The organism is Kitasatospora sp. NPDC015120, assembly GCF_043080305.1.
In the GTDB taxonomy this organism is placed as follows: domain Bacteria; phylum Actinomycetota; class Actinomycetes; order Streptomycetales; family Streptomycetaceae; genus Kitasatospora.
The window spans coordinates 91,333-105,532 of the sequence record NZ_JBIBVJ010000011.1 but is presented as its reverse complement, the minus strand read 5'-3'; the positions used below and the strand labels follow the sequence as shown (position 1 = coordinate 105,532).

Annotated in this window: 7 protein-coding genes; 4 read left to right on the top strand and 3 right to left on the bottom strand. The window is 75.3% G+C overall.

The genetic code is table 11. The features are described 5' to 3' along the window. The first annotated feature begins 272 nt into the window (after nt 1-272). Together ACF1AK_RS23725 and pepN are read left to right on the top strand one after the other, a co-directional pair. On the top strand, nt 273-2,072 hold the full coding sequence (locus ACF1AK_RS23725; protein WP_391500824.1) for a PQQ-binding-like beta-propeller repeat protein: 1,800 nt from the start codon (nt 273-275) through the stop codon (nt 2,070-2,072). Between the two features lie 136 nt (nt 2,073-2,208). Beyond that, nucleotides 2,209-4,788, top strand: a complete 2,580-nt coding sequence (pepN, locus tag ACF1AK_RS23720; RefSeq protein ID WP_391500823.1) for an aminopeptidase N — start codon at nt 2,209-2,211, stop codon at nt 4,786-4,788. Between the two features lie 120 nt (nt 4,789-4,908). Here pepN and ACF1AK_RS23715 read toward each other — a convergent pair whose 3' ends face one another. Together ACF1AK_RS23715 and malQ are read right to left on the bottom strand one after the other, a co-directional pair. Further along, nucleotides 4,909-5,142, bottom strand: a complete 234-nt coding sequence (locus ACF1AK_RS23715; protein ID WP_350549418.1) for a hypothetical protein — start codon at nt 5,140-5,142, stop codon at nt 4,909-4,911. Nucleotides 5,143-5,162: 20 nt separating this feature from the next. Beyond that, nucleotides 5,163-7,307: a 4-alpha-glucanotransferase gene (gene malQ / locus ACF1AK_RS23710; RefSeq protein ID WP_391500961.1), complete on the bottom strand. Its 2,145-nt coding sequence runs from the start codon at nt 7,305-7,307 to the stop codon at nt 5,163-5,165. 313 nt (nt 7,308-7,620) lie between these two features. On the opposite strand from malQ, the gene ACF1AK_RS23705 reads away from it, so the two are divergent. Further along, nucleotides 7,621-11,709, top strand: a complete 4,089-nt coding sequence (locus ACF1AK_RS23705) for a beta-N-acetylglucosaminidase domain-containing protein (RefSeq protein ID WP_391500822.1) — start codon at nt 7,621-7,623, stop codon at nt 11,707-11,709. 132 nt (nt 11,710-11,841) lie between these two features. On the opposite strand, the gene ACF1AK_RS23700 is transcribed toward ACF1AK_RS23705, so the two are convergent. Next, nucleotides 11,842-12,486, bottom strand: coding sequence for an HNH endonuclease (locus ACF1AK_RS23700; RefSeq protein ID WP_380297107.1), 645 nt, complete (start codon nt 12,484-12,486; stop codon nt 11,842-11,844). Nucleotides 12,487-13,053: 567 nt separating this feature from the next. Between ACF1AK_RS23700 and ACF1AK_RS23695 the strand changes: the two genes are divergently transcribed. Further along, nucleotides 13,054-14,130 (top strand): mechanosensitive ion channel family protein, encoded by a 1,077-nt coding sequence (locus ACF1AK_RS23695; RefSeq protein ID WP_391500821.1) that lies wholly within the window; start codon nt 13,054-13,056, stop codon nt 14,128-14,130. The last annotated feature ends 70 nt before the right edge of the window (nt 14,131-14,200 follow it).

Sequence of the window (14,200 nt, the reverse complement as noted above, 5' to 3'; positions counted from 1 at the left end):
GAACCGGGGGAAGGGGCCGCGGGCCGGGCCGGCGCGGGCGCCGGGGGCCGGCATCGTCCCAGGTCGGCCCGGGGGCGGCCGGGGCCCCGGGTTCCGGCGGGCGTCCGAAAACCGTCCCCCCGTACGATGGTGCCCAATCTCACCCGTCCCGCCGGTCACGGATGTGCACCGATACCGGGACGCTTCCAGACATGACGGGGCAACAGATGGCAGGGGATCACCCGATGCCGGGGGCTGGCGAAGCTCCCGGCGGCGGTCCGGACAACCGGGGCGTGTCGTTCGGACGCACGCCGGGCGGCGTCGACCCGGCGGCCGTGGCGGACCAGCAGACACAGCTCGACGGGGCGGCGGTCCCCGGCCAGGCCGCACCGCCGGCCCCGGCCGCTCCGCCCGCCGCGCCACCGGCCCCGCCGGCCGCGGCGGCGGGCGGGTACGCCTACGCGCCCACCGCCCCCGCCTTCCCCGCGCAGGGGCCGGCACCGGCCCCGCCGGTCGGCCCGTACGACCCGGCGCCCGGCCAGCCGCAGTTCGGGGCCCCGGCCGCGGGCCAGCAGCCCTACGGCTACGCCGCCCCGCCGCCCGCCGACGGCGGCGCGCCCGGGTACGGCTACCCGCAGCAGGGCGGCTACGGCTACCCGGGCGCCCCGGTGCCCGCACCGCCCAAGCAGCGCAACCCCGTGATGGTCTGGGGCGGCATCATCGGCGGCGTGCTGGCGATCGCCATCGTCGCCGCGCTGGTCGTGCTGTTCACCGACGACAAGAAGAAGGACGACCCGCCGGCCGCCTCCGGCGGCACCACCGGCGGTCAGGTCACCGGCGGCGGCGGGACCTCGCCGGACGTCAGCCCCAGCCAGGGCAGCACCCCGACGGCCGGCGGCACCGCCGGCGGCACGGGCGGCGGTGGCGGCGGCAAGGCCGGCGCCTACAACCTGGCCTGGGCGGCCGACAAGCCGTCCAGCTCGGTCAGCGGCACCACCCGGCTGCTCGCCATCTGGGGCGCCGAGAAGGTCGCGGTGCGCGCCGACACCACCGGCATCCGCGCCGTCAACACCTCCGACGGCAAGGAGGCGTGGACCATCCCGGTGCCCTCCGGCGCCAAGGAGTTCTGCACCGCCTCGTACAACGCCAACTCCAAGCACGTCGCCGCCATCTCGCTGAACACCGGTGACAGCGACTGCTCCACCATCGCCGCCGTCGACCTCACCACCGGCAAGCTGTCGTGGAGCGCCAAGGTCGGGCAGAACAAGATGGTCTCCCCCACCCTGAGCATCACCGACAAGGTCATCGGCATCGGCTCCAACACCGCCGCCGCGGTGAACGTCGCCGACGGCTCCGCGGTCTGGGCCTTCCAGCCGCGCGAGAAGGACTGCAGCGTCTACGGCACCGCCGCCGGTTCGCAGATCGTGGTCACCGACCGCTGCTACGGCCTCAACACCACCGTCAAGTCGCAGCTGGTGATCCTGGAGACGGAGACCGGCAAGGTCGCCTCGCCCGCGCCGATCACCCTGTCCGGCAGCATCGAGCGGGTCGACAAGGTCCTCTCCGACCAGCCCCTGGTGCTGTCGATGTCCAGCGGCGCCAACGGCGACTACGTGCTGCCGTTCGACAAGACCAACAAGCCGGGCACCCAGATGCCCGTCAAGGAGCCCGGCTACGACAGCCTGCGGCTCAGCGGCCTGGCCGACGCCTTCACCCAGAGCGTGGTCAGCGGCACCACCCTGTACGTCCAGACCAACCCGACCAAGCCGGCGATCAACGCCTACGACCTGACCACCGGCAAGCGGCTCTGGTCGACCGACGGCAAGGCCAAGGACGGCCTCCGGCTGGTCTCCGGCACCGACAAGGACGGCAAGGTCCGGGCCATCCTGGACATGGGCTACGGCAACGACGCCAAGCTGGTGACCCTCGCCCCCGCCGACGGCGCGGTCACCGAGCTCGGCAACCTCACCGTCAACTCGACCTTCAGCATCGGCCTGAGCGGCAACGAGTTCGTGCTGAACTCGGACGGGGCGCTGTACGGGTTCTCCCGCGGCACCTTCGACTCCCCCGTGTTCAAGTACGTCAAGAAGTAACGACGCCCCGGGCGGGACGGCAGGGGCCCACGGGCCCCTGCCGTCCCGCCCGCTTCGTATCCGGGCGGCATTCCGGCGGGCCGGGCGGGCGGACATGGCAGGATGCCAGCATCAGCCTGACGAAGGAGTCCAGCGAGTGCCCGGCACCAACCTGACCCGTGAGGAGGCCCGCACCCGGGCCGACCTCCTGCACGTGGACGCGTACGACATCGAGCTCGACCTGAGCTCGGCCCGAGAGGGGGGCACGTTCCGGTCCACCACCGTGGTCCGGTTCACCGCCACCACCCCGGGCGCGGCCACCTTCATCGACCTGGTCGCCCCGAGCGTCGAGGAGATCGTCCTCAACGGCGAGCGGCTCGACAACGCCGGCTTCGCCGACAGCCGGATCGCGCTGCCGGGCCTCGCCGCCGAGAACGAGCTGCGCGTCGTCGCCAACTGCGCCTACACCAACACCGGCGAGGGCCTGCACCGGTTCGTCGACCCGGTCGACGGCGAGACCTACCTCTACACCCAGTTCGAGGTGCCGGACGCCCGCCGGGTCTTCGCCACCTTCGAGCAGCCGGACCTGAAGGCCGCGTTCACCTTCACCGTGACCGCGCCCGCCGGCTGGAGCGTGGTCTCCAACTCGCCCACCCCCGAGCCGGAGGGCGAGGGCGACACCCGGGTCTGGCGCTTCGCCCCGACCGGCCGGATCTCCTCGTACATCACCGCGCTCATCGCGGGCCCGTACGTCGGGGCCTTCGACACCTACGAGAGCGGCGAGCAGAAGGTGCCGCTGGGCATCTACTGCCGGCCCTCGCTGCGCGAGTTCCTGGACGCCGAGGCGATCTTCGAGGTCACCAAGCAGGGCTTCGACTACTTCCAGGAGAAGTTCGACTTCCCCTACCCGTTCCCCAAGTACGACCAGCTCTTCGTGCCGGAGTTCAACGCCGGCGCGATGGAGAACGCGGGCGCCGTCACCCTGCGCGACCAGTACGTGTTCCGGTCCAAGGTGACCGACGCCGCGTACGAGGCCCGCGCCGCGACGATCCTGCACGAGCTCGCCCACATGTGGTTCGGCAACCTCGTCACCATGGAGTGGTGGAACGACCTCTGGCTGAACGAGTCGTTCGCCACCTACGCCGAGGCGGTCTGCCAGGCCGAGTCCCCCGGGTCGCGGTGGCCCAACTCCTGGACCACCTTCGCCAACCAGATGAAGACCTGGGCGTACCGGCAGGACCAGCTGCCGTCCACCCACCCCATCATGGCCGACATCAACGACCTGGAGGACGTCCAGGTCAACTTCGACGGCATCACCTACGCCAAGGGCGCCTCGGTGCTCAAGCAGCTGGTGGCCTACGTCGGCCAGGACGCCTTCTTCGAGGGCGTGCGCGCCTACTTCAAGCGGCACGCCTGGGGCAACACCCGCCTCGGCGACCTGCTCGGCGCGCTGGAGGAGGCCAGCGGACGCGACCTCAAGGCCTGGTCCGCCGCCTGGCTGGAGACCGCCGGCATCAACGTGCTGCGGCCCGCGCTGACCCTGAACACCGACGGCGGGATCGAGTCCTTCGCCGTGCTCCAGGACGCCCCGGCGCTGCCGGCCGGCGCCAAGGGCGAGGCCGTGCTGCGCCCGCACCGGATCGCCGTCGGCCTGTACGAGCTGACCGACGGCGCGCTGGTGCGCACCGACCGGATCGAGCTGGACGTCGACGGCCCGCGCACCGAGGTGCCGCAGCTGGTCGGCCGGCACCGCCCGGCCGTGATCCTGCTGAACGACGACGACCTGTCCTACGCCAAGGTCCGCCTCGACGAGGACTCGCTGGCCGTGGTCACCGAGCACCTCGGCGCCTTCACCGACGCGCTGCCGCGCGCGCTGTGCTGGGCCTCCGCCTGGGACATGACCCGCGACGGCGAGCTGGCCGCCCGCGACTACCTGACGCTCGCCCTCTCCGGCCTGCCGCGCGAGAGCGACATCGGCGTCGTCCAGTCGGTGCACCGCCAGGTCAAGCTGGCGCTCGACGCCTACGCCGACCCGGCCTGGCGCGAGCAGGGCCTGGCCCGCTGGGCCGAGGCCGCCGAGAAGGCGCTGCGCGCCGCCGAGCCGGGCAGCGACCACCAGCTCGCCTGGGCCCGGGCCCTGGCCGGCGTCGCCCGGACCGACGGTCAGCTCGACCTGCTCGCCGGGCTGCTGGACGGCACCGAGGAGATCCCCGGCCTGGCCGTGGACACCGAGCTGCGCTGGACCCTGCTGGGCCGGCTCGCCGCGACCGGCCGGGCGGACGAGCCCGAGATCGCGGCCGAGCTGGAGCGCGACAACACCGCGGCCGGCCAGGAGCACGCGGCCGGCTGCCGGGCGGCCCGCCCGACCGCCGAGGCCAAGGCGTCCGCCTGGGCGTCCGTGGTGGACTCGGACGAGCTGACGAACTACGTGCAGGCGGCGGTGATCGGCGGCTTCCAGCAGGCCGACCAGCGCGCGCTGCTCGCGCCGTACGCGGAGAAGTACTTCGCCGCGGTGAAGGGCATCTGGGAGACCCGCAGCCACGAGATCTCGCAGCAGATCATCGTCGGGCTGTACCCGTCGCTGCTGGTCGAGCAGGCCACCCTGGACGCCACCGACGCCTGGCTGGCCGCGGCCGAGCCGGCGCCGGCGCTGCGGCGGCAGGTCGTCGAGGCGCGGGCCGGTGTGGAGCGGGCGCTGAAGGCGCAGGCCGCCGACCGGGCCGCCGCGGAGCGCTGACGCGGCCGTCCCCTCCCCCTTCCGTGCGGCGGGGGGAGGGGGCGCGGACACGCGCGAGGGGGCGCCGGACGTGGTCCGGCGCCCCCTCGGGGTCTGTGCGGGGAGGACGAAGCGGCTCGGCTACTTCTTCTTGTCCTTGCCGCCGCCGAGCGGCAGCGCGGCCAGGCCGCCGATGATCACGAAGGCCGCGATCGGCAGCAGCACGTAGAGCCCGAGGGTCTCGGCGACGCTCAGGCCGGACCCCGGGTCGTCGCCGTCGTCCCGGGTGAGGGCCATGGCGGGCGACGACAGCAGCATCATCAGCGTGACCGTTGCGGTGACCGCGCCGGCTCGCAAAGCGTTCCTCTTGTCCACGGTGCCAACTTACCCGTCACTTACACCTGGCCGCTCGGCGGGGTCGGCCTTTCGGGAGGGCCGTCCCCGGCGGTGCCCGGCCGGGCGCGCAGGGAGCCCAGCAGGCCGGCGAGGGTGCGGGCGTCCGGGGCCGCGGCCAGGGCGTCCAGGGTGACCGGGCGCCCCGAGCCGTCGGCGACCGGCAGGCGCCAGTTCGGGTACTGGTCCCAGGTGCCCGGGAGGTTCTGCGGACGCGGGTCGCCGACCACGTCCGGCAGCCAGACGCCGACCAGCGCGGCGGGGGTGGCGGCCAGGAACCGGTGCAGCGCGAGGGCCGACAGCGGCTCGTCCGCGCCCAGCAGCCCCAGCCGGACGAGTTCGGCCCGCCAGTCGGCCAGCTCGGCGGCGGCCTGCGCCTGCTCCTCGCCCAGCGGACGGGCCAGCAGGCCCAGCCGGTGGCGCAGCTCCACGTGCTCGCCGGAGAGCCGGGCGGCGGTGGACGGCAGGTCGTGCGTGGTCAGGGTGGCGAGGCTGCCCGCGCGCCACCGCCCGGGCGGCAGGATCCCGCCCCCGGCCTGCCAGTCCCGTTCGAACCAGAGCACCGAGGTGCCGAGCACCCCGCGCGCCGCCAGCTCCTCGCGCACGCCCGGCTCCACGGTGCCGAGGTCCTCGCCGATCACCGCGGCGCCGGCCCGGTGCGCCTCCAGGGCGAGCACGGCGAGCATCGCCTCGGCGTCGTAGCGCACGTAGACGCCCTCGGTCGGGGCGTGTCCGGCGGGCACCCACCAGAGCCGGAACAGGCCCATCACGTGGTCGATCCGCAGCGCGCCGGCGTGCCGGGCGGCGGAGCGGATCAGCTCGGCGAAGGGCGCGTAGCCGGCCCCGGCCAGCGCGTCCGGGCGCCAGGGCGGCAGGCCCCAGTCCTGGCCGCGCGCGTTGAAGGCGTCCGGCGGCGCACCGACCGAGATGCCGGCGGCGAGCACGTCCTGGAGCGCCCAGGCGTCGGCGCCGTCCGGGTGGACGCCGACCGCGAGGTCGTGCACCAGGCCGACCGGCATCCCGGCCGTGCGGGCGGCCCGCTGGGCGCGGTCGAGCTGGCGGTCGGTCTGCCAGGCCAGCCAGCGGTGGAAGTCCACCCGGGCGGCCAGCTCGGCGGCCGCGCGCCGCACGTGCGGGGAGCCGGGGTGGCGCAGGCCCTTCGGCCAGCGGTGGTGGTCGGTGCCGTGCCGCTCGGCCAGGGCGTTCCAGAGCGCGTACCGCTCCAGCCACTCGCCCTCGCGGGCCCGGTAGGCGTCGAGGGCGGCGGTGCGGACGGCGCCGTGCTCCTCCGCGTACCGGCGGTACTCGGTGTGCAGCAGTTCCAGGGCGCGGCGCTTGAGGGCCCAGACCTCGTCGCGGTCGATCAGGCCGTCGTGCTCCAGCACCTCGGAGCGCAGCCGGGCGGCGCGGGTCAGCAGGTCGTCCACCTCGGCGCGGGCCGGGCCGGTGAGGTAGGCGTACTCGGGGACCTCCTCGACCCGCAGGTGGACCGGGTCGGCGAAGCGGCGGGAGGACGGGCGGTAGGGGGACGGGTCGGAGGGGACGGCGGGCAGCGCGGCGTGCAGCGGGTTGATCTGCAGGAAGCCGGCGCCCAGCGAGCCGGCCCAGGTGGCGAGGTCGGCGAGGTCGGCGAGATCGCCCATGCCCCAGGAGCGGTCGGAGAGCACGGAGTAGAGCTGGGCGAGGAAGCCCCAGCTGCGGCCGGGGAGGGCGGGGAGGCGTTCGGGGGCGACGATCAGGTGGGCGGTGGCGGTGCGGTCCACCGCGTCGGCGTGCAGGGTGTGCCGGCCGGGCGGCAGGTCGGCGGGCAGCCAGTGGGCGTGGCCGCGCGGCAGCTCCCAGCGGCCGCCCTGCTCCAGGGCGACGGCGAGCCGGGTGTCGGCGGGGAGGTCGAGCGCGGTGCGGCGGCCGGCCCGGGCCACGACCGTCGGGGGCAGCAGACGGGCCCGCCGCTCGTCCCGGTGGCGGGCGAGCGCGGCGCGGGCGGCGTCGGGGGTGGCGGCGTCCACGCCGAGTGCGGCGAGCACGGCGACCAGCGTGCGGGCGCCGGCCGGCACGCCGCCGGGGCCGCAGCGGGTGTCCACCCCGTGGGCCTGGGCCAGTGCCACCAGCTCGGGCGGGGGCGGCGGCGCGTCCTGGGCGGGCACGTCCGGTCCGTCGGCTCCGTCACGGTCGAGATAAGCGGCCACTCGCGGCTCCTGCGATGTCTCGGCAACGCCCAGTCAGGACAGCCACAGTCCTACCCGGGTGACGCCCCGGCGACCCGGCGGACACACCCCGCCGAAGGGGTGGGAGAGGGGCGGAAAGGAGTGTGCGGGAGGGCGGAGAGTCTCCTTTAAAGGGGCCTTAAGTCCGGCGTAAATCGGACAAAGTCGGCATACCCGTCGACGGCGTTGACACCGGGAAACGTAGCTGGTGGGCTTTGCCGCGATGTGGTTCCGGCCTGGCGAGGAGGCTCCTGTGCAAGCCCGAGTGTCCGAGGTGGCCGGGCGGCGGCTCCGTCAGCAGCTGGAGCAGAGCCCGTCGCTGCGCGAGGTGCTCCATCACCCCGCGGCCCTCGCGGCGCGGCGGGCCACCGCGCGGACGTGCCGTCAGCTGGTGCCCCGCACGGCGGACCGGCTGATCGCGGACCTCAAGGGCACCGAACCGCTGCTGCACTCCGTGCGCGCCGAGCGCGCGCTGGCCGCCCGCCCGGGCGCGCCGAGCCGGCGCACCCTCCAGATGGCGGCCACCCTGTCGGCGGCGGCCGTGGTCGGCGGTCTGCTGGTGAGCGGCCCGGCCGCGTACGCGCGGGTGCCCGGGTCCTCCCCCGGCGCGGAGGTGGTGAGCACCGCGAGCGGCGCCCCGCAGACCCCGCTCGGCAGCGTCAGCGACCCCCGGGTCTTCCCCCGCCCGCAGGAGCAGAGCGTGGGCGGCCGGCCGGTCACCGTGCCGGGCACCGTCACCCTGGTCACCGCGCCGACCGCGGACCACGGCGCCGTCGCCGCGGTGCGCGAGGTCCTGGGCATCGCCGGGGCGAGCGGGGTGACCTCGGTGCCGGAGCCGCCCGCACCGGTCGCCGGCTCCCTGGTGGTGTACGTCGGCGGCCCCGCCGAGGGCGCGGGCGGCCCGACCGACCGGGTCCTGCGCGAGCTCACCGTCGCGGCCGGCGGCAAGGACAGCGCGGCGCCGACCACGGCCGGCATGCCCGCCGGGGGCTACGTGCTGGCGGCCGGCCAGCTGCCGGTGGCCGGCGGCGGCAGCTACGGCGCGGTGGTGCTGGCCGGCGCCGACCCGGCCGGCACCTTCTACGCGGCGCAGTCGCTGCGCCAGCTGCTGGCGGCCGTCCCCGCCGAGCAGGGCCAGGCGCCCGGCGCGGCCGGCCTCGGCCTGCCCGGGATCACCCTGCGCGACTGGCCGTCCGGCGCCCCGGTGCGCGGCACCGCCGAGGCGTTCTACGGCACCCCGTGGAGCCAGCAGCAGCGGCTGGACCAGCTGGACTTCCTCGGCCGCTCCAAGCAGAACTTCTACCTCTACGCCCCGGGCGACGACCCGTACCGCACCGCCCGCTGGCGGGACGCCTACCCGCAGGCGAAGGCCGACGACCTGCGCGCGCTGGCCGCCCGGGCCGGGCGCAACCACGTCACCCTCGGCTACGCGATCGACCCCGGCCAGTCGTTCTGCTACAGCTCCGGCAAGGACGCGGACGCGCTGATCGCCAAGCTGGACGGGCTGCGCCGGCTCGGCTTCACCGCGTTCCAGCTCCAGTTCCTGGACGTCTCCTACGACGAGTGGCACTGCTCCGACGACCGGGCCAGGTACGGCACCGGTCCGGCCGCCGCCGCCCGGGCGCAGGGCGAGCTGGCCACCAAGGTGCAGGAACGGCTGATCGCCGGGGACCCGGCCCTGGCGCCGCTGTCGGTCGTCCCCACCGAGTACCACCAGCAGGGCTCCACCCCGTACCGCGGGGCGCTGGCCGACGCGCTGCCGCCGGCCGTGCAGGTGGCCTGGAGCGGGGTCGGGGTGATCCCGGAACGGATCACCGGCAAGCAGACCGGCGACACCGCCGAGCTGTACCGCCACCCGCTGGTCACCATGGACAACTACCCGGTCAACGACTCCACCCCGGACCGGCTCTTCCTGGGCGCCTACACCGGCCGCGACAGCGAGGTGGCGACCCGTTCGGCCGTCCTGCTGACCGGTGCGATGCAGCAGCCGGTCGCCTCCCGGATCGCGCTCGGCACCGCCGGGGACTTCGCCTGGAACCCGGGCGGCTACAAGCCGGAGGACTCCTGGCGGGCGGCGCTGCGTTCGCTGGCGGGCCCGACCGGCGCGACCGCGACGCCCACCGGGGAGACCCTGGCCGCCGTCACCGCGCTGGCCGGCAACAACGTGTCCTCGCCGCTGGCCACCCAGGAGTCCGGCTACCTCCAGCCCCTGCTGGAGCGGTTCTGGGCGACCGCCGAGCCGACCTCGGGCACCGCACCCGACCTGGCGAAGCTGATCGAGGCGGCCTCCCCGCTGCGGGAGGCGTTCACCGCGATGGCGGACGCCCAGAAGACCCTGGCCGCGGCCCCGGCGACCGCCCAGCTGGCCGCCGAGGCGGCGCCCTGGCTGGCGCCGCTGCGCGACTACGGCCTCGGCGGGCAGGCCGCCCTGGACATGCTGCTGGCGCAGCGCGGCGGGGACGGCGGCGCCGCCTGGAAGGCCCGGGTGGAGCTGAACAAGCTGCGCGAGCAGCTCGGCCAGAGCCCGGCGACGGTCGGCGCGGGCGTGCTCGGCCCGTTCCTGGAGCGGGCGCTGCGGGCCGCCGACACCTGGGCCGGCGTGCAGGGCGGCGGCATCACCCCGACCACCACGATGGGCACGGCGCACGACCACCTGCCGGCGCTGATGACCGACGGCGTCGCCGACACGTTCTACTGGAGCTCGGCGCCGCCGCAGGCCGGCGACTCGGTCGGGCTGGACCTCGGCGGCGGGCGCCCGGTCGGCAGCGTGACGGTGCTGATGGGCTCCTGGGGCGGCGGTCCGGACGGTGCGAGCGCCGTGGACGACTACATCCGGGACGGCGTGCTGGAGTACACCACCGGCGAGGGCGGCTGGAAGAAGCTGGCCGCGGTGAAGAACCAGAAGTCGGTCTCCGCGCAGCTGCCCGCCGGGGCGGTCGTCCGGGCGGTGCGGCTGCGGGCCACCGCCGCGCAGAAGACCGCGGTCGCGGTGCGCGAGTTCTCGGTGACCGCGCCGGACGAGCTGCCGGCCAGCGTCTCCGGCGGCCCGGCCGCGCTGCCCGGCTCCTCGGCCGCCGCGGTGCTGGACGGCAACCCGGACACCGCCTACCGGGCGGCCACCGCGCCGACCGCCTCGGACGCGCCGCTCACCGTCGAGCTGGGCGCCGCCCGGCCGCTGGACCGCCTCACCATCCTCACCGACCCGGGCGTGCGGGCCTCGGCCACCGTCTCGGTGCGGCACCCGGACGGCTCCTGGACGGAGATCGGCACCGTGCAGCCGGGCTGGAACGAGCTGTCGGCCGGCGGACTGCCCGCCGACGCGTTCCGGCTGGCCTGGAAGCCGGGCGGCGAGCCGCCGGTGGTCAACCAGGTGATCCCCTGGTACGCGGACGCCCCGGCGGCCCGGCTGAGCCTGGCCGACGCCTCGGTGGACGCGGTGATCGGGGAGGCCGCGCCGGTGCAGGCCCGGGCGACCGTCGAAGCGGGGCGTCCCGAGGGCGTGACCGGGGAGCTGCGCACCGAGGTGCCGACGGTCGCCAAGGGGCTGACCGTGGCGCCGGTGACCGGGGTGAGCGTGCCGCGCGGCGGGAAGGTCGGCGTGCCGCTGCTGGTCACCGCCGGGCCGGAGACGCCGTCCGGGACGTACCAGGTGCCGGTGCTGTTCGTGGCCGGGCAGACCACCGTCCGCCAGGTGCTCCAGGTGCACGTGGTGCCGCCGACCGGCGGCCCGGACCTGGCGATCACCGCGGAGGCCACCTCCTCGGCCGACGAGACCCCGAACTTCCCGGCCTCGGCGGTGGCCGACCAGGACCCGAAGAGCCGCTGGTCCTCGCCGCCGGCCGACGACGCCTGGGTGCAGCTGGAGCTGCCGCAGGCCACCCACCTGGGCTCGGCGGTGCTGCACTGGCAGGCCGCGTACGCCGCGTCGTACAAGATCCAGACCTCGGCGGACGGCCGTTCCTGGACCACGGTCGCGACGGTGGAGGACGGCGCGGGCGGCAACGAGACGGTGCGGTTCGACGCGCCGGCCGCGAAGTTCCTGCGGATGCAGGGCGTGGCCCGGGGCACCAAGTACGGCTACTCGCTCTGGGGCATCGAGCTGTACGCGGCCGCGGCGGCGGACGGGACGCTGCCGCCGTCGCCGAGCGGGCCGGTCACCCCGCCCGTGACCCCGCCGGTCACCGCGCCGGCCACCCCGCCGGTGGCGCCGCCCACCGGCGCGCCGGGCGGCGGTCAGGCCGGCGGCCCGGCGCCGACCACCCCGCCGGCCGTGCCGACGCCCTCCGGCACCCCGGCCGGACCGACGCCGCTGCCCTCCGGCACGCCGTCGAAGCAGCCGTAGGCCCGGGAAGGGGCCGGACGGCGGGTCGAAGGGGCCAGACGGCGGGCCGCCGCGCTCCCCGGTTGCGGGGTGCGCGGCGGCCCATGAGGCGTACCGGGTGATGTGACGGGCAAGCCCTTGTGGTTCGGTGGGTCAGGCGGAGAGCGCCTCGGGCTGTTCTCCGCGGCGGGCGGGGGCGGGGTGCGCCGGGTGCGTGCGGCCGAGCGGCACCGGATGCGCGGCGTCGGTATGGTCGTGGTGTTCGTACTCGCCCCACTGCGGGGCGCGCAGCTGGTCACCGCCGCCGTACGGCTCCAGGTAGGGCCGCCAGCGCGGATCCTTGATGCCGGTGCCGATGATCCGCCAGGCCAGTCCGGTGGGCGGCGCCGGTGGTCGCTTCATCCGCCAGCCGAGTTCGGTGAGGTGGCGGTCCGCCTTGGTGTGGTTGCAGCGGCGGCAGGCCGCCACCACGTTGTCCCACCGGTGCTGGCCTCCCCGGCTGCGCGGGATGACGTGGTCGACGCTGGTGGCGGCGGCCCCGCAGTAGACGCAACGGCCGTGGTCGCGGGCGAACAGCGCCCGGCGGGTGAGCGGGACGGGCCCGCAGAACGGGACCCGCACGAAGCGGGTCAGTCGGACGACGGAGGGCGCCGGGAGGGCGCTGGTGGCGCTGTGCAGAGTGACACCCGAGTCCTCCAGGCTGACCGCCTTGTGGTTGAGGACGAGGATGAGTGCGCGGCGCATCGATACGACGCCGAGTGGCTCGTACGACGCGTTGAGGACCAGGACATGCGGCACGGATGCCTCCTTGGACGCCTGCGGCGCGTGGCTCGCGCCGGGACGAGCGGTTGGATCGCGCAACGGGTGCGTGATCTCCCCCAGTGTCGCCTTACGCCTTCGTGCGGCGCCACCACTCCTGTGTAACGGACCTGACGTGAACTCCGGGTGTGGCTTCTGTCATACCCGGTATGCCCGGGGGAAGGGCGGGTTGCACTCCGGTGCCCCGCCGGGGTACCGCTGGGCCGGTCGGAGCAGTGCGCCAGGCGGCGCTCAGGGGCTCGGACGGGGCGTTCACGCCGGTCCGCGCGCCCTCCGAACGGCCGATCGGCGTGTCAGGGGGCGAGCCCGGCACGCCTTAAGGTAGTGCGGACGGTCCGCAGGCCTGGGGCGTGCCACCCGGGTGTGCCCCGCGTCGACGGGCCGTGCCACGACCCCAGCAGGAAGGTCCCGCACGTGTTCCGGTCCGGTGCCGCCGGTCTCCTCGCCGAAGCGTCCGCCACGACGCCGGCCTCGACGCCCGCCCCGTCCCCCACTCCCACGGCCCCGGAGTTGCCCGACCTCAGAATCCCGACCAGCGCCCAGGAAGTGTCCGACACCACCCGGCAGGCCGCCGGCTGGTTCGACGAGCACTGGCAGGACTGGCTCGCCGGCGGGATCCGGATCGTCTTCATCATCGTGCTGGCGCTGGTGCTGCGGGCGATGGTGCGCAAGGTGATCACCCAGCTGATAACGCGGATGATCAGGCCGGGCGAGAGCGAGGACGAGCCGAGCCGCCTGGGCGGACTGCTGGCCAACACCGGGGTGGTCAACCCCGAGCGGCGCCAGCAGCGCGCGGAGGCGATCGGCTCGGTGCTGCGCAGCGTCGCGTCGTTCACGATCCTCGGCACGGCGGCGCTGATGGTGCTGTCCGCGCTCGGGATGAACCTGGCACCGCTGCTGGCGAGCGCCGGTGTGGCCGGTGTGGCGATCGGTTTCGGCGCCCGCAACCTGGTCACCGACTTCCTCTCCGGGGTCTTCATGATCATGGAGGACCAGTACGGCGTCGGCGACGAGATCGACACCGGGGTGGCCAGCGGCACGGTGCTGGAGGTCGGCCTGCGGGTGACCAAGCTGCGCGGCGCGGGCGGTGAGATCTGGTACATCCGCAACGGCGAGGTGAAGCGGATCGCCAACATGAGCCAGGGCTGGTCGACGGCCTCGGTGGACGTCCAGGTCGGCTACAAGGAGGACCTGGAGCGGGTCGAGACGCTGATCACGGAGACCGCCGAGGCGATGGCCAAGGAGGCGCCGTACGACGAGCTCGTCTGGGCGCCGTTCAAGGTCCTGGGCGTGGAGTCGGTCGCGGCGGACTCGGTGGTGCTGCGGATCGAGGCGCGCACCGCCCCGGGCAAGTCGCTGAGCGTGGCCCGGGCGCTGCGCCAGCGCGTCAAGCAGGTGCTCGACGAGGCCGGGATCAAGGTCAAGGAGGAGGTCGCGCCGGTGGCCGCGGGCACGGGCGCCGGCACCACCGCCGCCGCGACCGTCCTGGCCGCGGTCCCGGCCCCCGGCACCGACCCGGCCCCGCCGTCCGCCCTCTCCGACCCCACCTCCGCGGGCTACAAGGCCGCCACCCCGATACCGGCCCCGGTCCGCCCCGCCGACGACACCACCAAGGCGCCCTGACCCGGCGCCCGCGCCCGCCCGAGGCCCCGCCCCCGACCTGCCCGGGGGCGGGGCCTTCGCCTTGTCCGGC